General features: G+C 68.2%; 21 protein-coding genes and 1 tRNA gene. 15 read left to right on the top strand and 7 right to left on the bottom strand.

Features of this window, described 5'->3' with window-relative positions; translation table 11 throughout:
* Positions 1–237: 237 nt before the first annotated feature.
* Positions 238–366, top strand: a complete 129-nt coding sequence (locus tag ACIPVK_RS17480) for a hypothetical protein (RefSeq protein WP_407613255.1) — start codon at positions 238–240, stop codon at positions 364–366.
* 282 nt (positions 367–648) lie between these two features.
* On the opposite strand, the gene ACIPVK_RS17475 is transcribed toward ACIPVK_RS17480, so the two are convergent.
* From ACIPVK_RS17475 to ACIPVK_RS17460, 4 genes are read right to left on the bottom strand one after another with little or no spacing between them, the layout of a single operon-like run.
* Positions 649–1,785 (bottom strand): bifunctional 2-methylcitrate synthase/citrate synthase, encoded by a 1,137-nt coding sequence (locus tag ACIPVK_RS17475; protein WP_407613254.1) that lies wholly within the window; start codon positions 1,783–1,785, stop codon positions 649–651.
* Positions 1,786–1,802: 17 nt separating this feature from the next.
* Positions 1,803–2,732 carry a methylisocitrate lyase gene (prpB, locus tag ACIPVK_RS17470; RefSeq protein WP_407613253.1) on the bottom strand — a complete coding sequence of 310 codons (930 nt, stop codon included), beginning with the start codon at positions 2,730–2,732 and terminating at the stop codon, positions 1,803–1,805.
* A gap of 3 nt (positions 2,733–2,735) precedes the next feature.
* Positions 2,736–4,253, bottom strand: coding sequence for an MmgE/PrpD family protein (locus ACIPVK_RS17465; protein ID WP_407613252.1), 1,518 nt, complete (start codon positions 4,251–4,253; stop codon positions 2,736–2,738).
* Positions 4,254–4,898, bottom strand: coding sequence for a GntR family transcriptional regulator (locus tag ACIPVK_RS17460; protein WP_407613251.1), 645 nt, complete (start codon positions 4,896–4,898; stop codon positions 4,254–4,256).
* A gap of 162 nt (positions 4,899–5,060) precedes the next feature.
* Here ACIPVK_RS17460 and ACIPVK_RS17455 point away from each other — a divergent pair, with 162 nt between their 5' ends.
* Positions 5,061–6,962, top strand: a complete 1,902-nt coding sequence (locus ACIPVK_RS17455) for an AMP-binding protein (RefSeq protein ID WP_407613250.1) — start codon at positions 5,061–5,063, stop codon at positions 6,960–6,962.
* Between the two features lie 42 nt (positions 6,963–7,004).
* Here ACIPVK_RS17455 and ACIPVK_RS17450 read toward each other — a convergent pair whose 3' ends face one another.
* On the bottom strand, positions 7,005–7,715 hold the full coding sequence (locus ACIPVK_RS17450; protein WP_407613249.1) for a response regulator: 711 nt from the start codon (positions 7,713–7,715) through the stop codon (positions 7,005–7,007).
* Between the two features lie 62 nt (positions 7,716–7,777).
* Positions 7,778–9,469, bottom strand: coding sequence for an ATP-binding protein (locus ACIPVK_RS17445; RefSeq protein WP_407613248.1), 1,692 nt, complete (start codon positions 9,467–9,469; stop codon positions 7,778–7,780).
* 200 nt (positions 9,470–9,669) lie between these two features.
* On the opposite strand from ACIPVK_RS17445, the gene ACIPVK_RS17440 reads away from it, so the two are divergent.
* From ACIPVK_RS17440 to ACIPVK_RS17390, 11 genes are all read left to right on the top strand, one after another.
* Positions 9,670–10,986 (top strand): cation:dicarboxylate symporter family transporter, encoded by a 1,317-nt coding sequence (locus ACIPVK_RS17440; protein ID WP_407613247.1) that lies wholly within the window; start codon positions 9,670–9,672, stop codon positions 10,984–10,986.
* Positions 10,987–11,540: 554 nt separating this feature from the next.
* Entirely contained in the window at positions 11,541–14,111 is a 2,571-nt protein-coding gene (locus ACIPVK_RS17435) for a CDP-glycerol glycerophosphotransferase family protein (protein WP_407613246.1), read from the top strand.
* Positions 14,108–16,825, top strand: a complete 2,718-nt coding sequence (locus ACIPVK_RS17430; protein ID WP_407613245.1) for a glycosyltransferase — start codon at positions 14,108–14,110, stop codon at positions 16,823–16,825. The genes ACIPVK_RS17435 and ACIPVK_RS17430 overlap by 4 nt, the downstream gene beginning before the upstream one ends.
* Positions 16,826–17,077: 252 nt before the next feature.
* On the top strand, positions 17,078–17,974 hold the full coding sequence (locus ACIPVK_RS17425; protein WP_407613244.1) for a ParA family protein: 897 nt from the start codon (positions 17,078–17,080) through the stop codon (positions 17,972–17,974).
* The gene (locus tag ACIPVK_RS17420; protein ID WP_407613243.1) at positions 17,974–18,888 is read left to right on the top strand and encodes a segregation and condensation protein A; all 915 of its coding nucleotides are present in this window, start codon (positions 17,974–17,976) and stop codon (positions 18,886–18,888) included. Before ACIPVK_RS17425 ends, ACIPVK_RS17420 begins: the two co-directional genes overlap by 1 nt.
* Positions 18,885–19,514, top strand: a complete 630-nt coding sequence (scpB, locus tag ACIPVK_RS17415) for an SMC-Scp complex subunit ScpB (RefSeq protein ID WP_407613242.1) — start codon at positions 18,885–18,887, stop codon at positions 19,512–19,514. Before ACIPVK_RS17420 ends, scpB begins: the two co-directional genes overlap by 4 nt.
* A 30-nt stretch (positions 19,515–19,544) precedes the next feature.
* On the top strand, positions 19,545–20,618 hold the full coding sequence (locus ACIPVK_RS17410) for a pseudouridine synthase (protein ID WP_407613241.1): 1,074 nt from the start codon (positions 19,545–19,547) through the stop codon (positions 20,616–20,618).
* Positions 20,619–20,622: 4 nt separating this feature from the next.
* The gene (locus ACIPVK_RS17405) at positions 20,623–21,726 is read left to right on the top strand and encodes a prephenate dehydrogenase (RefSeq protein ID WP_407613240.1); all 1,104 of its coding nucleotides are present in this window, start codon (positions 20,623–20,625) and stop codon (positions 21,724–21,726) included.
* Complete coding sequence (gene cmk / locus ACIPVK_RS17400) at positions 21,726–22,388, top strand: (d)CMP kinase (protein WP_407613239.1); 663 nt, start codon at positions 21,726–21,728, stop codon at positions 22,386–22,388. The genes ACIPVK_RS17405 and cmk overlap by 1 nt, the downstream gene beginning before the upstream one ends.
* A 142-nt stretch (positions 22,389–22,530) precedes the next feature.
* A complete protein-coding gene (gene der / locus ACIPVK_RS17395) occupies positions 22,531–24,069 on the top strand; it encodes a ribosome biogenesis GTPase Der (protein ID WP_407613238.1) in 1,539 nt (512 codons plus the stop codon).
* 84 nt (positions 24,070–24,153) lie between these two features.
* Positions 24,154–24,227: transfer RNA gene (locus tag ACIPVK_RS17390), tRNA-Pro, on the top strand.
* A gap of 539 nt (positions 24,228–24,766) precedes the next feature.
* Here ACIPVK_RS17390 and ACIPVK_RS17385 read toward each other — a convergent pair.
* Entirely contained in the window at positions 24,767–25,411 is a 645-nt protein-coding gene (locus ACIPVK_RS17385) for a hypothetical protein (protein ID WP_407613237.1), read from the bottom strand.
* Positions 25,412–25,579: 168 nt separating this feature from the next.
* Here ACIPVK_RS17385 and ACIPVK_RS17380 point away from each other — a divergent pair, with 168 nt between their 5' ends.
* Positions 25,580–26,044 carry an FHA domain-containing protein gene (locus tag ACIPVK_RS17380; RefSeq protein ID WP_407613236.1) on the top strand — a complete coding sequence of 155 codons (465 nt, stop codon included), beginning with the start codon at positions 25,580–25,582 and terminating at the stop codon, positions 26,042–26,044.
* A gap of 40 nt (positions 26,045–26,084) precedes the next feature.
* On the top strand, positions 26,085–26,807 hold the full coding sequence (locus ACIPVK_RS17375) for a MerR family transcriptional regulator (RefSeq protein WP_407613257.1): 723 nt from the start codon (positions 26,085–26,087) through the stop codon (positions 26,805–26,807).
* The last annotated feature ends 27 nt before the right edge of the window (positions 26,808–26,834 follow it).

Here is a 26,834-nt window from a genome sequence, read left to right as displayed (position 1 = left end):
CCCCCACGCCGTGCTGATCGGAAACGGTCCGGTAATGTCCGGCGGTCCATGCTGGTGCTGAGGTATCCATCGCACGGCACCTGACAGGAGCGGATCAATGGTTTTGCTGACGGCCCGGGGAACGGGCCCCGAGGGGATTGCGCGGCGCCAGCCGCCCTTCCGGCGGGAAGCGACCCGCAGGCGCACAAGCCCCACCTGGTCAACCTCTCGGACAGCCGTTTTTCCAGCGGCGGACAAATGCGCACTACCCCTCAGGACATCCAGGTGACCTTCGCACGCCACCTGCCCGAATTCGTCGCCGCCAACGGCGGCCGCGACGTGCCGCTGCTCTTCTGGGCCCACGGCGGGCTCGTGGGTGAAAACTAGGGCATCGCCGGAGACGTGCGGGAAATCCCGTGCACGTAATTTCCCGGTCATGGGTGCACGCCTACGCTGGGGCACCACCACGGTGGACGGGTGGGAACCGCGGTGCCGGAGTCGTCGTTCCGGGCGGGGACGACGACTCCGGCACCGGGCTCAACGCCCGGCTGCGCCGCTACCGGGCAGGCAGAAACGGGGAGAGTGCGATCATCTTCTGGCAATGCCGGGCACGGCAATGGCCGCCCGGCGGGGGCAAGTTGCCTCCCGCCAAGCGGCCATTTCCCGCGGCTACAGCGCGCGCTGCTCCGGGCCGTTGTATTCGGACAGCGGGCGGATCAACGCGTTGCTGGCACGCTGTTCCATGATGTGGGCGGTCCACCCGGTGATGCGCGCCGCGATGAAGATCGGCGTGAACATGTCGGTGTCGAAGCCCATCAGGTGGTACGTCGGTCCGGCCGGGTAGTCGAGGTTGGGCTTGATGCCCTTGGCCTCGTCCATGGCCGTCTCCAGGCCGTCGTAGAGCCCCAGCATCTCGCTGCGGCCGTAGTGCGCGATCATCTTGTCCAGCGCGGCCTTCATGGTCGGGACACGCGAGTCGCCGTGCTTGTAGACGCGGTGGCCGAAGCCCATGACTTTCTTCTTCGCCGCCAGGGCGTCTTCCATCCAGGCCTTGGCGCGTGCCGCGGCATCCTCCCGGGACTCGTTCTTGTCGATCCCGATCTCCTGGAAGGTGTGCATCACGGCCTCGTTGGCCCCGCCGTGCAGCGGGCCCTTCAGCGCGCCGATGGCGGCGGTGACCGCCGAATGCAGGTCCGAGAGCGTGGAGGTCACCACGCGTGCGGTGAACGTGGAGGCGTTGAACGAGTGCTCCGCGTAGAGCACCATGGATACGCGGAACGCGTCGACCACCTCGGGGGCGGCCTCCTCGCCGAATGTCATCCACAGGAAGTTCTGCGAATAGTCCAGGTCCTCGCGAGGCTCGACGACGCCCAGCCCGCGGCGGCGGCGCTGGTCGTAGGCGACCACGGCCGGGAACGCGGCAAAGAGTTCCTTGGCCTTGATCAGCTCGGCCTCCGGGGACGAGTCCTCGGCCAGTGCATGGTTTGCCCCGATGACCGAGACCGCGGTGCGGCCCACGTCCATCGGGTGGCAATCCAGCGGCAGCAGGTCGATGGCGGCCTTGACGTTGGAGGCCAGAAGGCGTCCGGCGCGCTCTGCGGCCACGAAGTCGGTGAGCTCGATTTCACTGGGCAGCTCGCCGCTCCACAGCAGCAGCGCCACTTCCTCGAAGCTCTTCCTGGCGGCCAAGTCCTGGACCGGGTATCCACGGTAAAGCAGCGAATTCGTTTCCGAGTTCACCTTGGAAACGGCCGTGTAGTCGACAACGACCCCGGCGAGGCCCTTCTTGATCTCAGTTTCAGTCATCACTTGGCTCCTGATTCCTACAGATTCGCGTTGTTTGAGTGGATATCCAGATCCGGAACCTGGAAATTGAAGATCCCGGTGTCAAAGCGGTTATACGCCTCATAGTCAACCAGCTCGTACAGGCGAGCACGAGTCAACATTGAATCTACCCGAGACTCCTGCGTTCCGTCGGCTGCAATGGCATCGAGCACGCGCTCGGCCTCGCCCATGGCGCTGCGCAGCAGCGTGACCGGGTAGATGACCATGGCCACGCCGACATCGGCCAGCTGCTGGCGGGTGAAGAGCGCGGACTTGCCGAACTCCGTCATGTTCGCCAGCACCGGGACATCCACGGCCTTGCAGACGGCTTCGAACTCGGAGATGTCCTTCATGGCCTCGGGGAAGATGGCGTCGGCGCCGGCATCCACCAGGGCCTTGGCCCGGTTGATCGCCGCATCCAGGCCCTCGACGGCGCGCACGTCGGTGCGTGCCATGATCAGGAAGTTCGGATCCCGCCGCGCGTCGGCCGCGGCGGCGATGCGCTTGACCATGGTGTCCAGGTCGACGACGTTCTTGCCGTCCAGGTGGCCGCAGCGCTTGGGGTTGAACTGGTCCTCGATGTGGCAGCCGGCCAGGCCGGCGTGCTCGAGTTCCTGGATGCTGCGGGCCACGTTCATTGGCTCGCCGAATCCGGTGTCGGCATCGACCAGGGTCGGCAGGTCGGTCATCCGGGCGATCTGCCCGGCGCGGGTGGCGACCTCGGTCAGCGTGGTCAGCCCGATGTCCGGCAGGCCGAGGTCGTTGGCCAGCACGGCGCCGGAGACGTAGACGCCGTCGAAGCCCTTTTCCTCGATCAGCCTCGCCGAGAGCGGGTTGAATGCCCCGGGGAACTGGCGCGCGGTTCCCGGCACGAGCATCTCGCGCAGGGCGAGTCGCTTCTGCTCGGGGGTGACAGTTGAATACAACATGGCCTAGAACAGTCCCTTCGGTGCGGCCGCAAGGTCGATGACGCCCGGCGCGGCCACGATGTTCAGCGCGTCCAGCTCGCCGGCGCCCAGCTTCTCCAGGTTCTCGGCCGCGGCGATGAAGCGGTCGATCTCGTCGTCCGCGACCAGGCCGGCGGCCAGGGTGCGGAACTTGTTGATGTACTGCTCGCGGGCGAACGGGCGGGCACCGAGCGGGTGGGCGTCGGCCACGGCGATCTCATCGGTGATCACGGTGCCGTCATTCAGGGTGATTTCCACCGAGCCGCCGAAGGCCTTCTCGTTGATGTCCAGCGAGTGGTAGCGGCGGGTCCACTCCTTGTCTTCCTCGGTGGTGACCTTGTTCCACAGCTCCACGGTGTCGGGGCGGCCGGCGCGCTCCGGGGAGTAGGAGTCCACGTGGTGCCAGGACCCGTCCTGCAGGGCGACGGTGAAGATGTACGGGATCGAGTGGTCCAGGGTTTCGCGCGAGGCCGTCGGGTCGTACTTCTGCGGGTCGTTCGCGCCGGAGCCGATCACATAGTGGGTGTGGTGGCTGGTCTTGATCAGCACGGAGGCGACGTTCTTCGCGTCGGCGGCTTCCGGGTGCTCGCGGTTGAGCTTGCGCGCCAGGTCGATCCAGGCCTGCGCCTGGTACTCGGCCGAGTGCTCCTTGGTGTAGGTGTCCAGGATGGCGCGCTTGGCCTCGCCGGCCTCCGGAAGCGGGACCTCGTAGGCGGCGTCCGGCCCGTCGAGCATCCAGGCGATGACGCCGTCCTCGCCCTCGTAGATCGGCACCGGGGAGGTCTGGCCGCGCATGGCGCGGTCGGCCGCCTCGACGGCCATCTTGCCGGCGAACGCCGGGGCGTGGGCCTTCCAGGTGGAGATCTCGCCCTTGCGCGACTGGCGGGTGGCGGTGGTGGTGTGCAGTCCCTGGCCCACGGCCTGGAAGATGGTTTCGACGTCCAGGCCCAGCAAGGTGCCGATGCCGGCGGAGGCCGAGGGGCCCAGGTGCGCCACGTGGTCGATCTTGTGCTTGTGCAGGCAGATGGCCTTGACCAGGTCGACCTGGATCTCGTAGCCGGTGGCAATGCCGCGGATCAGGTCCTTGCCGCTGGCGCCGGTGTGCTGGGCGACCGCGAGGATCGGCGGGATGTTGTCGCCCGGGTGGGAGTACTCGGCGGAGAGGAAGGTGTCGTGGTAGTCGAGCTCGCGCACCGCCACGCCGTTGGCCCAGGCCGCCCATTCGGGGGAGACCTTCTCCGGGATGCCGAAGACCGAGGCACCCTTGCCGCCGGTGGACGGGGCGTGGGTCAGCGCCTGGGCGCGGGCGGCGACGATGGGGCCGCGGTTCAGCGAGGCAATGGCAACGGAGGCGTTGTCGATGATGCGGTTGATGATCATCTCGGTGACCTCGGCGGTGACCTCTACGGGGTCGGCGGCGACGGTGGCGATCTTGTGTGCGAGCTGGTCCTCGCGGGCAAGGTTTTCTTCGCTGCGGTAGACGCGTACTGGGTGGTTGATCATTTAGGTGTCCTCTCTGGAACCGGCATGGGTTTTGATGTGTTCAAGGCTGTGGTGCAGGTGCAAATGGGTGGCCGCCGCGGCGACCTCCGGGTTTCGGGCCGCGATGGCCTCGGCGATGGCGGCGTGTTCGAGGGCCGAGGTGGCCAGGCGTTCGGGGTCGTCCTGGGCCAGGCGGCGGACCCGGGCCAGGTGCACCCGCAGGGAGCGCAGCGCCTGCTCGATGTAGGGGTTGTCCACCGCGGTGTCGATGCTGTGGTCAAGTTCGCCGGCCAACCGGTAGTAGGCCTCCCGGGTTTCCGGGTCGGTGGAGCGTCCGGCCTCCAGGAAGCGGGAACGCAGCGCCGCAAAGGTGGCGGGCTCCGCGTTTCGCGCCGCAATCCGGGCCGATTCGACCTCAAGGGCCCGGCGCAAGGCAAAGAGGTCATCGACGTGCTCAAGCGAGACGTCCGAGACGACCGCGCCGCGGCCGCGCTGCTGCACGGCCAGCCCGTCGGCGACCAGTCTGGCCAGGGCCTCGCGCAACGGGGTGCGTGAAACACCCAGGCGTTCGGCCTGTTCCACCTCGCCCAGCACGGCACCGGGACGCAGCCGCCATTCGACGATGTCCGTTCGCAGTGCCTCGTAGGCCTTGTCGCTTGCCCTCATGCCATCAATTGTATACAGAAAACCCGCAAAGTCACGCGATCGATGGAATTTGATCCGGAAATATTGGTTTTGTGTATACATCGATCTTGAAAATGTGTGGCGGCAGTCATATGCTCGGTGGGACCCGAATAAGCAAGCGACACGAATGGATGGACGGTTCGCATGGCACCGACCTACGCGCAGAAATTTGCCGAAGCCAAGAGCGACCCCGCAGCCTTTTGGCTCGATGCGGCCGCATCAATCGACTGGGAGCACCCGCCCGCGACCGGGCTGGATGAGAGCCGCGCACCGATTTACGCGTGGTACCCCGATGGGGTCCTCAACGTTTGCCACAACGCCCTGGACCGCCACGTGGCGGCCGGCCGCGGGGAAAACACGGCACTGGTCTACGACTCCGCGGTGCTCGGCATCCAGGAACGCTTCAGCTACGCCCGGCTGCTGGCCAAGGTCGAGACATTCGCCGGTGTCCTGAGGGACCAGGGGATCGGCGTGGGAGACCGCGTGTTGATCTACCTTCCGATGATCCCGCAGGCGCACATCGCCATGCTGGCCTGCGCGCGCATCGGCGCCGTGCACTCGGTGGTCTTCGGCGGCTTCGCGCCCAAGGAACTGGCCGCACGCATCGACGACGCCACCCCGACGGCCATCGTCACCGCGACCGGCGGCATCGAACCCTCGCGCCGCATCGAATACCTTCCCGCCGTCGCCGAGGCCATTGAGACGGCAAGCCACAAGATCTCCACCGTCATCGTCACCCACCGTGACGGCTTCGCGCACCAGCGCAGCGAATACGCGGGCACCGACACCACCTGGCACGACTGGGACGAACTGGCCGCGGCGGCCGCACCCGCCGCAGCGGTCCCGGTGCCGGCCACCCACCCCCTCTACATCCTCTACACCTCCGGAACCACTGGCTCGCCCAAGGGCGTGGTGCGCGATTCCGGCGGCTACGCGGTGGCGATGGACTTCTCGATGCGCCACGTCTACGGCGTGGGACCGGGATCCACCATGCTCACGGCCTCCGATGTCGGCTGGGTGGTCGGGCACTCCTACATCGTCTACGGTCCGCTGATCGCCGGGGCCACCACCGTGCTCTACGAGGGCAAGCCCGTGGGCACCCCGGATGCCGGGGCCTTCTGGCGGCTCATCGAGGACCACCGGGTCGACACCTTCTTCACCGCGCCCACCGCGCTGCGCGCCATCCGCAAGGCGGACCCAAACGCCGAGCTGCTGGCCGAGCGCGACATCTCCAGCCTGAAGAACTTCTTCGTGGCCGGCGAGCGGCTGGACCCCGACACCTACGCCTGGGCCGGGGAAAAGCTCGGGGTGCCGGTAATCGACAACTGGTGGCAGACCGAGACCGGATGGCCCATCGCCGCCAACCCCGTGGGGCTCGAAGTCCTGGAGCTGAAGGCCGGATCGCCCACTGTCCCGGTGCCCGGCTACGACGTGCGGATCCTGGACGGGCTCGGCGCCGAGGTGCCGGCGGGCGAGGAGGGGAACATCGCCATCAAGCTCCCGCTGCCCCCGGGCACCCTGGCCACGCTGTGGGGCAACGACCGGCGCTTCATCGAAACCTACCTGGAGCAGTTCCCGGGCCACTACGCCACGGGGGACTCCGGCTACCTGGATCGGGACGGCTACCTCTTCGTCATGGGCCGCACCGACGACGTCATCAACGTCTCGGGTCACCGGCTCTCCACCGGTGCCATGGAACAGGTGCTGGGCTCCCACCCCGCGGTGGCCGAATGCGCCGTGATCGGGGTCGCGGACGAGCTCAAGGGACAGCGCCCCAGCGGGTACGTGGTGCTCAAGAGCGGGGCCGGGATCTCCGAGGACGAGCTGGGCAGCGAACTGGTCGCCATGGTGCGGGCACACATCGGACCGGTCGCGGACTTCCGCGAGGTGCGCATCGTGGCGGCGCTGCCCAAGACCCGCTCGGGCAAGATCCTGCGCAAGACCATGCGGCAGATCGCCGACGGCAAGGCCTACGCGGTGCCCTCCACCATCGAGGACCCGGCGGTCATCGAGGACCTGCTCCCGTTCCTGCGGCCCGCCGGCTAGGCGAACCTGGACCGGGGCTCCCGGGGGACCGTCCCGGGAGCCTCAGCCCGTCCGGCGCCAGCGGTACTCGTACTCCGGGCGGCCCCGGGTCCCGTGCCGCGGGGCCTTGTCCGCCTGCCCGCGCTCGGCCAGGTGCTCCAGGTAGCGCCGCGCGGTGACGCGGGAGAGATCCAGCAGCTCGGAAACCTCGGTGGCCGAGAGCGCCGCGCTCGCCGAGCGCAGCGTCTCGGCAATGGCGCCGAGGGTCTCGGTGATCAGCCCCTTGGGCAGCGGGGCGGGCCCCGCCGAGCGCAGCGCGGCAAACGCGTTGTCGATCGACTCCTGCGAGGCGGAGGAGCCCGCGGTGCGGAGGTTCAGGCGGAAGTTGCGGTAGTTTTCCAGCTTCTCGGAAAACGCGGCGAAGCCGAAGGGCTTGATCAGGTACTGGGTCACGCCCGCGGAGATGGCGGTGCGCACCACGTTCAGGTCCCGGATCGCGGTGATCGCGATGATATCCACGGTGTTGCCGCGCCCGCGGACCCGCCGGGCGACGTCCAGGCCGTGCAGGTCGGGCAGGTTCATGTCCAGCAGCACCAGGTCGATGGGCGTGCCCGCCTCCTGCGCGGCATCGAGGGCGGCGAAGGCCTCGGCGCCGCTGTGCGCGACGGCGTGCACCGTGAAGCCGGGGACTCGGGCGGTGAACTTGGCGTGTGCGGCGGCGGTGGTGGCCTCGTCGTCAACCACGAGAACGCGAAGGTCTCTGTGCGGATCCATGTACCGGTGCTTCCTGGGGCTTGGTGGTGCGGGGTCATCGGGCCTGCGGGGCGTCCCGCGGCTCAGGGCGAGGGGCGTGCGCCGGGGGCCAGCGGAATCGTCACGGTGAAGATGGCCCCGGCATCATTATCCACTTCCAGGGACCCGCCCAGGCGCGCGACCGCCTGGCGCACCAGCGCCAGGCCCAGCCCGCGAGATCCGCTGCCCGGGACCACCGGCTTGGAGGAGACGCCCAGGCGGAAGTACTCGTCCAGCAGGTCGGGGTCCACGCCGGGCCCGGAATCGGCGACCGAGACCACCACGGAGTCCCCGTCGGCGGCAAAATCGGCCCAGACCCGGCGCTGCTCGGACCCGGCCGCGGCATCGAAGGCGTTGTCCAAAAGGTTCCCGGTGATTGTCACCAGGTCCCTGGCGTCCAGGGCGCCGGTGGGCAGGTGCCCGGAGGCGGACATGGTCAGCGTGATGCCGCGCTCGTGGGCCTGCGCGGCCTTGCCCACCAGCAGCGAGGTCAGGTAAGGCTCGTCGACGGCCTGCACGAACTCGTCGGTGAGCCGCTGGGACTCCTGCCGGTCCGCCACCGCGAACTCCAGGGCCTCGCGCTCGCGGCCGAGCTCGATCAGCGTCGCCACGGAGTGCAGCCGGTTGGCGTGCTCGTGGGTCTGGGCGCGCAGCGCCTCGGTGAGCGTGCGCATGGATTCGAGCTGCCCGGTCAGCGCCTGGACCTCGGTGTGGTCGCGCAGCGTCGCCACGGTGCCCAGTGAGCTTTCCACCGCCTTGCGGCGCAGCGTCCAGCGCACGCGCGCGCCGGGCTCCGAATCCGGCTGCTCGGCGTTCTGCTGGGAAATCACCAGCACCCGGTTCTGCGTCAGGTGGATCTCGTCGGTGGCGCGCCGGCCCGAGGCAAAGAGCTCGGCGACGGTCTCCGGCAGGCCCACCTGCACCACCGGCAGCGGGCGCAGCGACCCGGCCGGCGGCAGGCCCAGCAACTGGGCGGCCTGGTCGTTGTAGAGAACCAGGCGGCCCTTGGCATCGACCAGCACCAGGCCCTCGCGCAGCGAATGCAGCGCGGAGAAGTAGTAGGCGTAGAGCCGGCGCAGCTCCTCCGGGCCGTAGCCCAGGGTGGCGCGGCGCAGGTAGCGGCTCAGCGCGTAGGTGAACGCGCCGCCGAGCCCCACCGCCAGCAGGCCCACCAGCAGCGTTGCCGGGATCAACGCGGCCTGGGTGACACTGAGCGACTGCAGCGTGACGCCGACCGAGACCATGGCGACCACGGTGCCGCCCGCGTCCCGGATCGGGGCGATGGCGCGCACCGAGGGCCCCAGCGTGCCGGGGTAGTCCTCCACCTCGCTGGCACCGGCCAGGGCGCGTTCGACGCTGCCCACGTACTTGCGCCCGATCTCGCTGGCGGTGGGGTGGGTGTAGCGGGTGCGGTCGGTGTCCATGATGGTCACGAAATCCACCTGGGCGTGTTCCAGGATTTGCGCCGCGAAGGGCTGCAGCACCCCCGAGGGGTCGGGCCGCTGCACCGCCTGGATCACGAACGGATCGTGGGACAGGGTCTCGGCGACCGAGAGCACGCGCTTGGCGGCGAACTCGTGCGCCTGGGCGCGGGCGTTGAGGTACCCGGCGGCGCTGACCACCGACACCACCAGGGCCACCAGGGCCAGCTGGGCGACGAAGATGCGCGCGGCCAGCGAATACGGGCCGCGGCCGCGCGGATGCGCGGCGGGGGATCGGCTCTCGGCTGGTGGCATGGGCGGCCTTCCCCCTTCTGGTGGTCCGTCGGCGGCGCACATCGCGCTCCTCAAGGGTGGCACGTCAACAAACGCGCCATGACCATTATGAACACAAGAGAGATCTCCATCACTTCGGGCCCCACCATGGATGAAGAGCCCACGGCGCCCCAGGGCGCCCGCACACCCACACCGCAGCACCATTCCTAGAAGGAGCCATCATGGCAACGACGCCGGCATCGAGCGGAGTCCTGGAGAAGGACCCGATCGGGAACCAGGAACCACCCGTCAAGAAGGACCGCACCCACTGGCTGTACATCATGGTGATCGTTGCCGTGGTCGCCGGCGCCACCATCGGCCTGGTGGCCCCGGACCTCGGCAAGGCGCTCAAGCCGCTGGGCACCGGCTTCGTCGCCCTGATCAAGATGATCATCGCACCGGTCATTTTCTGCACCATCGTGCTGGGCATCGGCTCGATCGCCAAGGCCGCCACGGTCGGCAAGGTCGGCGGGCTCGCACTGCTCTACTTCATCACCATGTCGACCTTCGCCCTGGCCATCGGCCTGTTCGTCGGCAACCTGGTCCACCCGGGCTCCGGCCTGAAGCTGCAGCCCTACGAGGGCGCCGCCGGCGGCGCCGAAAACGCCACCGTCAAGTTCCTGCTCGAGCTGATCCCGGGCGACATCCCGGTGCTGCCGACCCTGGTCCTGGCGCTCTTCGTCGGCTTCGCCCTGCAGTCCATGGGCAAGAGCGGCGAGCCGGTGCTCGGTGCCATCAAGAACATCCAGGCCGTGGTCTTCCGCCTGATGATGATGATCATGTGGGCAGCCCCGATCGGTGCCTTCGGCGCCATCGCCGCGGTCGTCGGCGCCACCGGCTGGGCAGCCATCGGCTCCATGGCCATCCTCATGGGCGCCTTCTACGTCACCTGCGCCCTGTTCATCATCGTGGTCCTGGGCTCGCTGCTGCGCGCCGTGACCGGCCTGAACATCTTCGCCCTGATGAAGTACCTGGCCCGCGAGTACCTGCTGATCTTCTCCACCTCCTCCTCCGAGTCCGCCCTGCCGCGCCTGATCGCCAAGATGGAACACGCCGGGGTCTCCAAGCCGGTCGTGGGCATCACGGTTCCCACCGGCTACTCCTTCAACCTCGACGGCACCGCGATCTACTTGACCATGAGCGCACTGTTCGTTTCCACCGCCATGGGCATGCCGATGAACATCGGCGAGCAGATCTCCCTGCTGGTCTTCATGATCGTCGCCTCCAAGGGCGCCGCCGGGGTCACCGGCGCCGGCCTGGCCACGCTGGCCGCCGGCCTGCAGTCGCACCGCCCGGAACTGCTTGACGGCATGGGCGTAATCGTGGGCATCGACAAGTTCATGTCCGAGGCCCGCGCGCTGACCAACTTCACCGGCAACGCGGTGGCCACGCTGCTGATCGGCAAGTGGACCAAGGAGATCGACATGGAGCAGGCCCGCTCGGTGCTTGCCGGGGACCGTCCCTTCGACGAGCTCTCGCTGACCGCCAACGAGCACTAGCACCAGCTGCTCCACCGGCCGCGCCGCCGCACCCGCCCCACCCGAGGCACGGGTGCGGCGGCGCCGTCGTTTGGGTCCCGGGCGGTTGGCCTGCGCTCGCTTTTTGGCCCGCTGGTCGCCCCCCGGGGTGGGGGCGTTGGCGGCCGTTCCCGAGCTGTCGTGTCGGCTTCGCGCAGGCCGCCCGACCTGCCCTCGGGCAACCCCCGGGCAGCCCCCGGGGCCAGGCCAAACAGGCCCGCGAAGGAGGCCGGCACCGGGGCCTGCACGGTGCCCCGGACCGCGCCGACGCCGAGAAATGCGGCGTTCACGTAACCGGCATTCAGTAGAATCGGTAGGGCAAGGTCGACGAATAGGGGTCCACATCGAGGCCCCCTTCCTGCCTGCCAAGGACCATGGGCATGACGACCACAGAGGAGAAGCCAGTGCCCAGCGCCCTCGACGAACCCCACGTCGGGGAGACTATGCGCACGCCGGATAGCCTCAGCCGGTTCCTCCGCGAACCCGGCCGAGCGCCGCCGCCGCCAGAAGCCCCCCACCACGAAGGACACACCGATTTGAACACCAAGGAAGCGCTCAAGAAGCTCGCCAAGAAGGCGCGGAAGGCCGCCGCATCCGAGGCCTACGCGACCGCCCTGAAGCTCCCGATCCGCCGGGGGACCGTCCTGTACGAGTCCTTTTCCGGAAACGGGATGTTGTGCAACCCGGAGGCCCTCTTCCACGAGCTGAAGTCGCGCCCGGACACCGCTCACCTGAAGCACATCTGGGTGCTCTCGTCGCTCGAGGACTACGCGGAAACCGTCGCGCGATACCGTGGCGACCGCAGTGTCCGCTTCGTGAAGTACCGCTCACCGGCCTACTTCGCGGCGCTCGCGACAAGCGAGTACCTGATCAACAACGCCACGTTCCCCTGGGAGTTCATGAAGCGCCCCGGCCAGACCTACATCAACGCGTGGCACGGGACCCCGCTGAAGAAGATGGGGTACGACGTCGAGAACGGTGCCCCGGACACGCGAAACATCGTGCGCAACTTTGTCCAGGCCGACTATCTCGTGGCCGGAAACGAGCGCATGCGGGACATGTACCTGCGCGGGTACCGGATGACGAACATCTTCGAGGGTGCGCTGCTGCAGTGCGGCTACCCGCGGATCGACCGGCAGCGGGTCACCGACACCGACCGGGCCCGGGCAAGCGCGGAACTGGCGGACGCGGGGATCGCCCTCGACGGGCGAAAGACCGTGGTCTACGCGCCCACGTGGAAAGGCGCCTCCTTCTACTCCCCGGCCAACGACGCCACAATGCTCCTCGGCGCCGTCGAGGAGCTGGAGAACCGCCTCGGTCCCGGCTACCAGGTGCTTCTGAAGGTCCATCAGACGGTGTACCGGGCCGCCGCGGGAACGCCGGAAGCGGCGGGCCGCCTGGTCCCCAACGCCCTGCCGACGAACGTGCTGCTCGGACTCACCGACGTGCTGGTCACCGACTACTCGAGTCTGTTCTACGACTTCCTGGCCACCGGACGGCCGGTCGCCTTCCACATCCCGGACCTCGAGGACTACGAGGAGACGCGTGGAACATACGACGGGCCCGAGGCCCTGCCGGGACCGGTCAGCCGCACCACCGACGAGCTTGCGGCGCGTATCCTTGGCTTCGCCGCCGGAGAGGACGGCCCGTGGTGCGAGCGCTACGAGTCCGCCCGGCGGGAGTTCGTCGCCCTCGAGGACGGTGAATCGTCACGCCGCGTGGTGGACCAGGTCTTCCACGGGATCGAACAGCGCGGAACCGTGCGGGACCACGCCGACGGGCGCGAGTCGATCCTGCTCTATCTTGGCGGCATGTCCTCCAACGGCATCACGACCTCGGCGCTGAACCTGCTGAACAACATCGACTACGAGCGCTACGACGTCTCCGTGCTCTACTCCTACAGCCGCAACGCCGACCGGAAGAAGAACGCCGGACTGATCGACCCCCGCGCCCGCCAGTTCCCGCGCCAAGGCGGGCTCAACGTCACGTTCGCCGAACGCACGCGCTACAAGAAGCAGCTGGAGGCCGGCCTCGAGCCGGGCCGGGACCACCGCGCGTCCCCGGACCCCGTCTGGGACCGGGAGTGGAGCCGCTGCTTCGGCGACAGCCGGTTCGACTACATCGTCGACTTCAGCGGCTATGGGCCGTTCTGGGACTTCATCCTGTTGCGCGGCAAGGCGAAAATGCACACGATCTGGCTCCACAACGACCTGATGTCCGATTCCCGACGCAACGTCAACGGCAAGCTGACGATGAAGAAGCACCTCGAAGCCGTCTTCACGACGTACAAGGACTTCGACCGCCTCGTCTCCGTCTCGGCGGACCTCGCGGACGTGAACCGGGAGCACCTGGCCGCCTTCGCTGCGGAGGGCAAGTTCGACTCGGCCGTGAACACGATCGACGAGGGCCGCGTGGAGCGGATGACCGCGGAACCCGCCGGTGACGACTCGGTCGTGCTGGACAGCCCCCACCTGGCCGACGCCCTGAAGCGCCTCGCGGTGCAATTCGGCCCGGAGGTCCTGCAGGACCAGGTCCGGCGCGCGACGACGCTCGCGAAGCACTTCCCCGCGGAAGACGCCCACAAGACGACTTTTGTCACCGTCGGCCGCATGTCGCCGGAGAAGAACCAGGAGCGCCTGATCCGGGCCTTCGCCAAGGTCCACGCCAGCTACCCGGACACGCGCCTGCTGCTGATCGGCAGTGGTCCCCTGCAGCCCAACCTGCGCTCCGTGGCAGCGAGCCTCGGGGTCCAGCGAAACGTCGTTTTCGCCGGCCAGCAGGACAACCCGTACATCCTGATGAAGAACGCGGACTGCTTCGTGCTCTCCAGCGACTACGAGGGACAGCCGATGGTCATCCTCGAGGCCCGCACGCTCGGCCTGCCCATCATCACGACGGCGTTCGGATCCGTCGGCAGTTCCGTGCCGCCCGGGGTCGGCCTCGTCGTCGACCGTGATGTCGACGCCCTCGCCTCCGGCATGGAGGCCTACCTGCGGGACGGCATCAAGGTGCAGGCCTTCGACCCCGACGAATACAACCAGGACGCGATGGACCAGTTCTACCGGGCCATTGGCGCCCACGCGGCCGATATGGCGGTGTCCAAGTGATCCTGTCCCGCCTGCGCCGCGCACGTCCCGGGGCCGTTCGCGTCTCGATCGTCATCCCCGCCTACAACTGCGTCGACTACATCACCGAGACCGTCGAGTCGGCGGTGGTCCAGGAGCTCGAGTCCGGCGGCCTCGAGGTCATCGTGGTCGATGACGGCTCCAACGACGGCACCGGCGAGGCCCTGGACCGGCTCGCCGAGCTCCACGCCGTGCTCCGGGTGCTCCACCAGGAACCCTCCGGCGGGCCGAGCCGGCCCCGCAACACGGGCCTGTCAATGGCCCGGGGCGAGTTCGTGTTCTTCCTCGACGCCGACGACGTCCTCACCCCCGGAGCCATGGAGGGCATGGCGGACGCGCTCGAGCGGGGCGGCGGCGACGTCGCCCTGGGGCGTTTCGGCTCGATCAACGGGCGCCATGTCCCCAGCCAGATGTTCCGGGAGACGACCCTGGACGCGGACCTCATCGACTCCAACGCGTGGGACAGCCTCGGACCCGTCAAGATGTTCCGGCGCAGCCTGCTCGAAAAGCTCGGTGCGCGCTTCGCGGAGGACCAATGGATCGGGGAGGACCAGCCGTTCACCGCGGCGGCCTACCTCAACGCGCGGCACCTCGCGATTCTCGCCGACCGCGACTACGTCATGGTCCGCCAACGTGACGACGGACAGAACCTCACGTCGCGAAAGCAGACGCTCGACGACAAGCTCAAGACCGCATCCCGCCTGGCCGCGGTGATCCTGGAGTACACCGGTCCCGGCGCCCGCCGTGACCGGCTCATGCGCCGCGTCTTCACCTCCACGCTTCCCTCCGCGGTCCAGCGGCTCGTGAACACGGCCGACGCGGAGGGAATCGAACGGTTCGCCGCCGGTGCCCGCCAATCGCTGGCGGACGCCTACTCCCCGGGCGTGGCCGCATACTGTGCCCACGACCTGCAGGTGCGCTACCACCTGCTGCTCAACGCCCCGGCCCGGATGCTGCTGGACTTCAACCGGCTTGTCGCCGATTCCGGCACCGCCCTCTACGCCGTCCGGGACGGGCGGCTGGCGCTGTGCCTTCCGGCAGAGATCGAACGCCACCTGCCCGCTCATCTCCTCACCGGTGCAGGGGCCATCAGGCCCAAGACCGAGTTGCTGGGCATCGCGGGCGGCCCGGACGGGTTCACCCTGACCGGCCGCGCCGCGCTGCTGGGCGTCGACGCGCCCGTCGGGGACCTGAGCCTGCGCGTGGTGGAACGCGCCACCGGCGAGGAGCATCCCGTCGAGGCGCGGATCACGCGCCGGGAGACCCGCGGTGCCACGGCATGGGCCTGGTTCAGCGCGACCGTCGGGCCGGCGACCGGGATGGGGCGTGGTGCGTGGGGTCCGTTCCTGCGTGTGACCACCGGCGACGCGTCGGAGGAAGTGCGCTTTGGCAAGAAGCCGGGCAACATTCCCGACGCCAAGTGGAGCGCGGACTGGCCGGCCACGGACATGCCGCCGCGGGCCGTCGCCTACTTCAACGCAAACTACAAGAACCTCACGTTCGACGTCGGGGGGACGGTCCACCGGGACCCCTCGGCCCCGCGCGTGGCCGGAATGGACGTCGTGGTCCAGGACGGGGTCACCTACGCCGGGATCCAGCTTTCGGGCCTCGGCCCGGGGCAGCGGGCGCAGTTGCAGCGCCCGGACGGCACGGGGCTGGGCACGGCGGTGCCGACGGGCCCGGAGGGAGCCACCTGCTGGATCGCGGTGCCCGAATCGGGCCATGTCCCGCTCGCGCCCAAGGTCAAGGTCGGCAAGCTGGTTTACGCCGTGTCGTTCGAGCCGCTTCGGGGCGCCCAGGGCCACCACCTGAACGTGCGCATGCTCAAGGGCGGCACGGTCGAACTCGCCCTGGCCTGGGCCTCCAACGCGTCGGGGCGGCTCGCCGACCGAACCGGAGACGGGGCCGTTCCCTACTACTGGTGGGAGGGCCGGGTGAACTTCGGCGATGCCGTGGGCCCCTGGCTGGCCGAGCTGATGACCGGCCGCCCCGTCGACAACATCAAGCGCGAGAAGGCGGGACGGCGCGGCGTCGTGGGCGTCGGGTCGCTGCTGAACCACCTGGACCGCCCCGGCCTGGACGTGTGGGGCAGCGGCTTGATCGAGCCGTTGGACGATGCCACCGCGTCCCGCCTGGCGGACCGGAAGCCCCGGGCCGTCCACGCGGTGCGCGGACGGCTGACCGCCGCCGAGCTGCGCACCAAGCTCGGGTGGGAGGTCCCGGAGGTCTTCGGGGACCCGGCACTGCTGCTGGGCAGGCACTACACGCCCCGGCCGGCCCCCGAGCCGGGAGGGATCGCCCTGTGCCTGCACTACGCCCACGTCTCCAAGATGGGCGGTGCCCTGCCCGCAAACGTGCGGACCGTGGATGTCGCCCAGACGCCGGACCGCGTCGCGGATGCGATCGCGGGGGCCTCCGTGTGCTTCTCGACCTCGCTGCACGGCCTGATCGTCGCCCAGGCCTATGGCGTGCCGTGGGTGTGGATCAGGCCTCCGGCCGGTTCGCTCGTGGGCGGGGAGTTCAAGTTCCGGGACTTCTTCAGCACCTTCGCGGATCCGGAGCGCGTGATGTCCGTCGAGCTTCCGGCCGAGGGGGCTGCCGCCCTGGACTGGGACCGCCTCGAACGCGAGGCCGTGCTCCCGACGCTGGCCGCGGATCTCGACGCCCTCGAGGCCGCCTTCCCGCGGCTTCCCTGACCATCGCCCTCCGCGGCGCCGGGCCGTGCGACGGTCCGGCGCCGCGGAGGGTGAATCGGCGCCGGACCTCCCCGGCCCGGGAGGCCCGGTGGCGCGGTCGCGTCGCTGCGGGACGCCGCACCTAACATTCCACCTCTACTTCAAGGTAAAGGCTCGCCGTGGGCCCGATTCGGCAAAGGCCGGTGCGCAACCTATACCCTTGATTGAAGTAGTCAACCAGATCGCACAACGAACGGAAGCGTGGTTCATACCGTGAGCGAGGAACAGGGCAGCAAGTCGCGAGGCGCGGGTTTGCTCAAGGAGCCAACCCCCTTGGGACCCACGGGTCGCCCGATGACGATTTTCCCCGAGCCCATGCCACTGGAATCCCACGGCCCGGCCCGCGTGATCGCCATGGTCAACCAAAAGGGCGGGGTCGGCAAGACGACCTCCACCATCAACCTGGCCGCGGCCCTGGCCGAATACGGCCGCAAGGTGCTGCTGGTCGACTTCGACCCGCAGGGCGCCCTGTCCGCCGGCTTCGGGACCAACCCGCACGAGCTCGACGTCACCGTCTACAACGTGCTGATGGACCGCAAGACCGAGATCCGCGACGCCATCCTGTCCACCGACGTCGAGAACGTGGACCTGCTGCCGGCCAACATCGACCTCTCTGCCGCCGAGGTGCAGCTGGTCAACGAGGTCGCCCGCGAACAGGTCCTCGAGCGCGCGCTGCGCTCGGTCACCGACGACTACGACATCGTGCTCATCGACTGCCAGCCCTCGCTGGGCCTGCTCACCGTCAACGCGCTGACCGCCGCCCACGGCGTCATCATCCCGCTGACCGCCGAGTTCTTCGCACTGCGCGCCGTCGCCCTGCTGGTGGAGACCATCGAGAAGGTCCAGGACCGGCTGAACCCCGCCCTGGCCATCGACGGCGTGCTGGCCACCATGTACGACCCGCGCACGCTGCACGGCCGCGAGGTCGTCGGACGGCTGGTCGAGGCCTTCGGCGACACCGTCTTCGAGACCGTGATCCGCCGCACCATCAAGTTCGCCGACGCCAACGTGGCGGCCGAACCCATCACCACCTACGCGGCCGCGCACCCGGGCGCCGAGGCCTACCGCCAGCTCGCGAGGGAACTGATCTCCCGCGGCGGCGCCCCGTAATGACGGCACCCGCCGCCGAAGACACCGCCACCGGCAGGATCGTCCCCGACGATCCGGCCGGTGGCTTTCGGGTTTCCCTGGAAAACTTTTCCGGCCCCTTCGACCTGTTGCTCTCGCTGATCGCCAAGCGGGAGATGGACATCACGCAGATCGCCATGGCCGAGGTCACCGACGAATTCATCGCCTACCTGAAGCTGCTCCAGGGGCGCGCCGGATCCAAGGCGCTGGACGAGACCACCGAGTTCCTGGTCATCGCCTCCACGCTGCTGGACCTCAAGGCGTCGCGCCTGCTGCCGGGCAGCGAGATCGAAAACGACGAGGACATGGCCCTGCTCGAGGCCCGCGACCTGCTCTTCGCCCGGCTGCTGCAGTACAAGGCGTTCAAGCACGCCGCCGGCTGGATCTCCGACAAGCTGCACGAGGAGGCCGCCAGCTTCCCGCGCCAGGCGGGCCTGGAGGCGCACTTCGCCGCCCTGCTGCCCGAACTGGTCTTCAAGACCAGCCCCAAGGCGCTGGCGCAACTGGCCGCCGCGGCCCTGGCGCCGAAGGCCCCGGCACCCACCGAGGTGGGGATCGGGCACCTGCACGGCGGCACCGTCTCGGTGCGCGAACAGGCGGGGATCCTGGCCGCCCTGCTCAAGGAACACCGCTCGCTGAGCTTCACGGCCCTCGTTGCGGACGCCGCCAGCCACCTGGAGGTCGTCGCCCGTTTCCTCGCGCTGCTGGAGATGTACCGCGAACAGGTCATCGCCTTTTCCCAGGACGCGCCGCTGGATGCACTCAACGTGCGCTGGCTGGCACCCGATGCCGACTGGGACCCGGCCGCGCTGCGCGAGGAATACGAACCCGCGGCCGCCGAACCGTTAGAGACATCCACCACTTCGGCGCAAGCCTCCCAGGGGGAAAAAGCATGAACCACGTAGCCGAGCCAGTCACGGGACGGGTGCCGGAGGCCGCCGAGGCGGCCGTCGACGCACTGCCCGGGGGGCTGGAGGCCGGCATCGAGGCCGTGCTGATGGTCATCGACGAGCCCATCTCCGCCGGCCACCTGGCGCAGGTGCTCGAGGTCGGTGAGGAACGCGTCACAGCGGCCCTTGAAAAGCTGCGGGCACAGTATGATGGTGGGGATACACCACGCGGTTTTGAGCTGCGTGAATTGGCCGGCGGCTGGCGCATCTTCTCCCGACGTGATTTTGCTCCCTTCGTTTCACGCTTCGTCATCGACGGCCAAACGGCAAGACTTACCCAGGCAGCGCTGGAAACTTTGGCAGTGATCGCCTACCGGCAACCGGTCTCCCGCGGCAGGATCGCGGCGATTCGCGGGGTCAACGTCGATTCGGTGGTGCGCACTCTCCTGACGCGCGGGCTGATCCACGAAGCACCCGACGACGGTGAAAGTGGTGCCACGTTGTATCAGACCACCTCGTACTTTCTGGAAAGATTGGGATTGGGCAGCGTTTCCGAGCTGCCCAGGCTCTCCCCGCATCTTCCCGGAGTGGGTGACATCGACGACTACGACGTTGATTCGCCCTGGCAATAGGCGAACCACGAAACAACATAAGGACAGATCATGAACCAGGGATCCCGCCCAGGCCGCGGCAACCAGCGCCCACAAGGCTCCGGCTCCGGCAACGGCCGCGGCCGAGGAGCAACCGGTGCTGGCCGTTCCAACCAAAATCCACGCTCGTCAAACCCGCGTTCGGGCTCCGAGTCCGGTTCCGAGTCTTCGACCGGTTCCTGGTCCAAGGCACACGGCGGACCCAAGCAGGGCAAGAAGGCCGGGGCTCCGGGCAAGAAGAAGTACACCGGCCCCCAGGCCTTCGGCAAGGAACGCTTCGGCAAGAACCTGGGCCCGGTCAACGCCGAGCGCACCAAGCCGACCCAGCGGGCACAGGCTGCCGCCGCGCACTCGGACCTCGAGGGCGTGCGCCTGCAGAAGGTCATGGCCAACGCCGGGGTGGCCTCGCGCCGCGTCTGCGAGGAAATGATCGCCGGCGGCCGCGTCGAGGTCAACGGCGTGCTCATCACCGAGCCGGGCATCCGCATCGATCCCGAGCGCGACACCGTGCACGTGGACGGCATGCGACTGCAGCTGAACGCCGACATGAAGTACTTCGTCTTCAACAAGCCGCGCAACGTCGTCTCCACCATGGAGGACCCCGAGGGCCGCAAGTGCATCTCCGACTTCATCCGCAAGCAGGGCCAGTCGCGGCTCTTCCACGTCGGGCGCCTCGACTACCAGACCGAGGGCCTGCTGATCCTCACCAACGACGGCGAGGCCGCCAACCGGCTCGCCCACCCGTCCTACGAGGTCCCCAAGACCTACCTGGTGCAGGTCCGCGGCCCCTTGCCCTCGGGCATCGGCGCGCAGATGAAGAAGGGCATCAAGCTGGAGGACGGCTGGCAGTCGGTCGACTCCTTCCGCCTCATCGACTCCACCCCGGGCTACGTGCTCGTGGAGGTCATCCTGCACTCGGGCCGCAACCGCATCGTCCGCCGCCTCTTCGAGGAGGTCGGCTTCCCGGTGACCCGCCTGGTCCGTGTCCAGGTCGGTCCGATCCGCCTGGGCGACCAGAAGCAGGGCACCATCCGCCCGCTGGGCAACCAGGAAGTCGGGCACCTGCTGGCAATGGTGGGGATGTAGCCACATGCCCACCACGCACCTGGCCGGACCGATTCTGGTCATCGGCACCGGGCTGCTGGGCACCAGCGTCGGGCTGGGGTTGAGCCAGCGCGGACTGAACGTCTGGCTTTCCGACCCCTCGCCCAGCGCGCAAATCGTCGCGCAGGACATCGGCGCGGGCACCATCTTCGTTCCCGGGCGCCCGCTGGCGCCCGAGCTGGTCGTCGTCGGCGCCCCGCCGGATGTCACGGCCGCCGTCGTGGCCCAGGCCCTGGTCGACTTCCCGATGTCCACCGTGGTGGACATCGCCTCGGTCAAGGGCTCGATCCTCGATGCCGTGCGGGCCGATGAGCGCATCACCGCCGAGCACCTGGGCCGGTACGTGGGCACCCATCCGATGGCCGGGCGCGAGCGCTCCGGCCCGGCATCGGCCCGCGGCGAGCTGTTCACCTCCATGCCGTGGGTCATCTGCGCCCATGCCGGATCGCGCGGGGACTCGGTGAAGACCGCCGAGGCGCTGGCCATCGACCTGGGCGCCACGGTCGCGCGCCTGAAGGCCGAGGACCACGACGCCGCGGTCGCGCTGATCTCGCACTTCCCGCAGGTCGCCTCCTCGCTGATTGCCTCCCGGCTGCTGAACGCACCGGGGCACTCGCTGGCGCTGGCGGGCAACGGGCTGCGCGACACCACCCGGATCGCCGCGTCGGACCCGAAGCTGTGGATCCAGATCCTCAGCCACAATGCCGGGGCCCTGGTGCCGATCCTGCGCGGCATGCGCGAGGACCTGGACCGGCTCATCGGCACGCTCGAGGCGCCCTCGGCACCCGGCGCGCTGCTTGACCTCGCCGAGCTGATGGGGGAGGGCAACGCCGGGCAGGCCCGGATCCCGGGCAAGCACGGCGCCCCGCCGCAAGCCTTCGCCCTGGTCACCGTCGTGGTCAAGGACAAGCCCGGCCAGGTCGCCAGGCTGCTGGCCGACGTCGGGAACGCCGGCATCAACATGGAAGACCTGCGGATGGAACACTCCGCCGGGCACCAGGTCGGGCTGGTCGACATCTCCGTCATCCCCGGACGCCGGGAAGAATTGATCACGGTGCTGAGCGCACTTGGATGGAAGGTTGTGCAGTAATGCAGAAAATCACGGTGGCCGTCGACGGCCCCTCGGGCAGCGGAAAGTCCTCGGTCTCCAAGGAGACCGCCCGCCGCCTGGACGCCGCGTACCTCGACACCGGCGCGATGTACCGCGCGGTGACCTGGCATGCGCTGGATGCCGGAACGGACCTGACCGACGCCGAGGCGGTAGCCGCCGCGGTCAAGGCCGCGGACCTGTTCATCTCCACGGATCCCGACGTGGAACGCGTCACCATCCACGGCACCGACGTCACCGAGGCGATCCGCGAGCCGTTCGTCTCCGAGGCCGTCTCCGCGGTCGCCACCAACCTGGCAGCACGCGAGGAACTGGTGGCCCGGCAGCGGGCCATCATCGCCGCGCACCCGCGCATCGTGGCCGAGGGCCGGGACATCACCACCGTGGTGGCCCCCGACGCCGACGCCCGCATCCTGCTCACCGCCTCCGAGGAGGCGCGCCTGCGCCGCCGCGGCCTGCAGCTGGGCGGAACCCAGTCCGATGCCCAGCTCGAGGCCCAGGTGCTCGCCCGCGACGCCAAGGACTCGACCGTGGTGAACTTCCACGTCGCCGCCGACGGGGTGGCCACCGTGGATTCCTCGGAAATGGATTTCGAGCAAACGGTAACCGCCGTGCTCGAGGCCATCAAGGCCCAGGCCGACTAACTGAACCTCCCGATCCGCCGCCGGCGGATCACCGGCCCCGCCCCGGTGCGCAGCGAAAGCCGCGCGCCGGGGCGGGGTACATGCTTGAATTGATACCGGCTTCCGCGTTTGGTGGAGGCACGCAACGCAAAGGAACCACACCATGAGTGAGAGCCTGCTTCCGGACGACGGCGCCGAGTACGTCCCGTTCAACAACGAGGACCACATCGCCGACCGCCTGGCCGAAATCAGCGACGAGGATGCCGACGCACGCGCCACCGCGCTGCTGGCCGGCCTCGACGACTACGACCTGGACCCCGAGGACGCCGAACTGCTGGCGCACCTGGGCGATGACTTCGACGACGACGCCGACGAGGTCATCCCACCGGTCCTCGCCATCATCGGGCGCCCCAACGTGGGCAAGTCCACCCTGGTCAACCGCATCCTGGGCCGCCGCGAGGCCGTCGTGGAAGACGTCCCGGGCGTGACCCGCGACCGCGTCTCCTACCAGGCCGAGTGGCTCGGGAAGAACTTCACCGTCGTCGACACCGGCGGCTGGGAGCACGACGCCAAGGGCATCCACGCCCGCGTCGCCGAGCAGGCAGAGGTCGCCGCCGACATCGCCGACGTCATCCTCTTCGTCGTGGACTCGCGCGTCGGCGCGACCGCCACCGACGAGGCAGTCGTGAAGATGCTGCGCCGGAAGAAGAAGCCGGTGCTGCTGGTCGCCAACAAGGTTGACGACGCCAACCAGGAAGCCGACGCGTCGTTCCTCTGGGGCCTGGGCTTCGGCCAGCCCTGGCCGGTCTCGGCCCTGCACGGCCGCGGCGCGGCCGACCTGCTGGACGCCGTGGTCGCCAAGCTCCCCGAGTACTCCGCCTTCGGCGGGATCATCCCGCGCGGCGGCCCGCGCCGCATCGCGCTGGTCGGCCGCCCGAACGTGGGCAAGTCCTCGCTGCTGAACAAGATGGCCGGCTCCGAGCGCGTGGTCGTTGACACCCTCGCCGGAACCACCCGCGACCCGGTCGACGAACTCGTCGAGCTCGGCGACGAGGTCTGGCGCTTCGTCGACACCGCCGGCATCCGCCGCCGCCAGCACATGGCACAGGGCTCGGACTACTACGCCTCGCTGCGCACCCAGGCCGCCCTGGAAAAGGCCGAGGTCGCCGTCGTGCTGCTGGCCGTCGACGAGGTCCTCTCCGAGCGGGACGTCCGCATCCTGCAGATGACCATCGACTCGGGCCGCGCCCTGGTGCTCGCGTTCAACAAGTGGGACCTGATGGACGACGACCGCCGCCGCTACCTGGAGCGCGAGATCGAAACCGACCTGGCGCACGTGGAGTGGGCACCGCGCGTGAACATCTCGGCCAAGACCGGCTGGCACAAGGACAAGCTCGTCCCCGCCCTGCACACGGCCCTGGAATCGTGGGACAAGCGCATCTCCACCGGCAAGCTCAACACCTTCCTGGGCGAGCTTGTGGCGGCGCACCCGCACCCCCTGCGCGGAGGCAAGCAGCCGCGTATTCTCTTCGGTACCCAGGCCTCCTCGCGTCCGCCGCGATTTGTGCTGTTCACCACAGGTTTCCTGGATCCCGGGTACCGCCGATTCATTACCCGCAGGCTTCGTGAGACCTTTGGCTTCGAGGGAACGCCCATCGAAGTGTCGATGCGAGTGCGCGAAAAGCGTCAGCGTTCGAAGTAGTCGAAAAAATAGGGTAGGGTAATCACGGAGCTTTTCGCAGACGGCACCTTCACGAGAGTGAGGGAGAACGGCTGCGAAAGCAACCGGGCTATGGCGCAGCTTGGTAGCGCGCCTGACTGGGGGTCAGGAGGCCGTGGGTTCGAATCCCGCTAGCCCGACCGGTTAAAAACCCCGGCAGATCAACGAAGTAGCGTTGAACTGCCGGGGTTTTTCCATGTCACGGGGTCTTTCCGGGCTTTCCCGCTTCTGCGTGCTTCTGCTGGTTTCTCATTCTCCACGTGGACTGCCACCACCCGGCCACCCCGGGTATTGCGCCGGCCAGTCGAAAGCCACCGCGCGTAATCGTTCTCCCGGGACCAGCGAACAATTCCTTGGACCTGTGACAGTGGTTACCTTTCGCCACTCCAAGACCATTCACGCTGCAGCGGCGCCTGGAAAGCCGGCCAGCGGCCGGGCGGGGTCGCGGGCGCGGGAGGTTCCGTCCCCGGGTCCTGGGCGCGTGGGGGCGCTGCACGTCCCTCCCGAGGCTGGAACCTGCATGCCGATCGGCGACCATTGGGCGGCAGACACCAAGGGCGCCCCGCCAAGCGTCATCCCCTGAATGGCGGGGACGGCTTGGCGAGGCGCCCTTGGGTGATGGTTGGCAGTATCTTCGGTCAGCCGGAGGACATGGGTCCCCAGGGTTTTCCCGAGGTGCTCAGGCCGGGGTCTGGGGGTTGTGCCGGCCTGATTCCGTGTTCGGGGTCGATCGATCGTCCCGCATCTGCCCAGCCGCTTCCTTCAGCTCGGATTGGCCCTTCATTTCTGTTTTCAAGGCCTTCATCTTCTTGCCCCGCGCACGCCACAGGTGCCAGAACGCGGCCATGCCCAAGAAGAGCACCAAGGCGGCGGCCGCGCCACCGACGGACCAGGACGGGAACCACGTGGCGCTGACGTCCATCATGGACCTGGCCTTGGCGGCGGCACCGGACGAGTTTGCGTAGATGCTGAGGGTCAGCAGGTTCGGGGTCGCCAACAAGACGGCAACCATGACAATGACGGCCTTCCATGGCCATGACACCTTCTTGAACCGGGCCTGCCAGGCCACGAGCAGCGGAACGAAGGTGAATACAAAGCCATATATGAGGCCAAGGATGATTCCGCTGGTGACCGAACCCTGCGTTTGGTTTCCGATATTAGTTGCCCACCAAACGGGCAGGAATAGGCGTACGACAAGGTAGAGGATTGCCAGTAGGATGAGCGCGGCGGCACCCAGCCCAATGCGCAGGCCCCAGCGGGGCTTCGAATCGGACCTGCGGGACTCGTCCGTGGATGACTGGTCTGTGTTTTCGAAATCAGGCATATTTGCATCCTGCCATGCCGAGAGGCCAACCGGGGAGATTAACTGCTCCGTTATTCACGAAAACCAACTGGTGGCTAGTAGGCTAATCTGGTGATAGGACGATTGCCTCAATTTGGGGTTGGACAACGTCCAAAGGGAATTATGAGAAAGATTTTTGGAGGACCGGAAATGGCTGAAGCTCAGGTGCCTAACCAGCAGCACGAGTCGTCTACCGAAACAACGGGAATTGCATTGCCACCGGTGACGCGTGAACCTGTTGTCTTCTATGGCCTGAGCGTTGAAGAACGCGCAGCAGTCTCCGCCCTGCCGCAAGGTTCCGCGTTGTTGATTGCCCACTCCGGACCGAACCAGGGCGCACGCTTCCTCCTGGACCAGGACGTGACCCAGGCGGGACGCCACCCGGATGCGGCGGTCTTCCTCGACGACGTCACGGTCTCGCGCAAGCACGCCAAGTTCATTCGTGATGCCGAAGGTTTCAGCGTCTTGGACAGCGGTTCACTGAACGGAACGTACGTCAACAACGACCGCGTGGACTCTGTGCGACTGGCCAACGGCTCGGAAGTTCAGATCGGAAAATTCCGGCTGACCTTCTACAACGCGCTGCCCAACAACCCGGCCAACACCCGCGACTAAGCAGGACAACGTAGTGAATCAGGCAGCCCGAAACCCGCGACTGGCAGTAGTTGCCGGCGATACCCAGCGCGCCGTTGCGCTCAATATCGGCGAGGTCCTTTCGGAGCTTCATGATGAATTCCCGCAGGTCACGGCCTCCAAGATTCGCTTCCTCGAGGAAAAGGGGCTGCTGACCCCGCAACGCACGTCAGCCGGTTACCGCAAGTACCTGCCCGACGACGTCGGCCGGTTGCGCTTCATCCTGGGCCTGCAACGGGACCAGTACCTGCCGCTGAAGGTCATCAAGGACTACCTTGACGCCGTCGACGCCGGTGACCGGCCCGAGCAACTGCCCGGCGGCCATACCTTGGCCCCGCGGAGCATCAGCGAACAGATGACCCAGGACCTGGTTGCCCGCACCCGCCCGGTGACCAAGGCCGAGTTACAGGGACTGTGCGGCGCCAGCCCGGAGCTGGTCAACGACCTGCTGGCCTTCGGCATGATCGCGCCGGAAAACGATCGCTTCGACGAGCACGCACAAAAGATTGCCGCGGCCTCCGCAGCGCTTGCCGCGCACGGCATCGAGCCGCGGCACTTGCGGGCCTTCCGCGCGGCGGCCGACCGCGAAGTGGGACTGGTTGAACGCGTCGTGGCCCCCCACATGAGCCGCGGGGATGTCGCCTCGCGTGCCAGGGCAGCGGAGACCGCCCGCGAAATCAGCGATGCCTGCATGGCATTGCATGGTGCGTTGGTCAACGGCGCCATCGCCAAGTTGGATCACTAGGCCGGACACACGGTGGCTGCAAGTTGC

This window comes from Paeniglutamicibacter sp. MACA_103 (assembly GCF_045798555.1).
In the GTDB taxonomy this organism is placed as follows: Bacteria; Actinomycetota; Actinomycetes; order Actinomycetales; family Micrococcaceae; genus Paeniglutamicibacter.
This window is presented reverse-complemented; position numbering and strand designations above follow the sequence as displayed.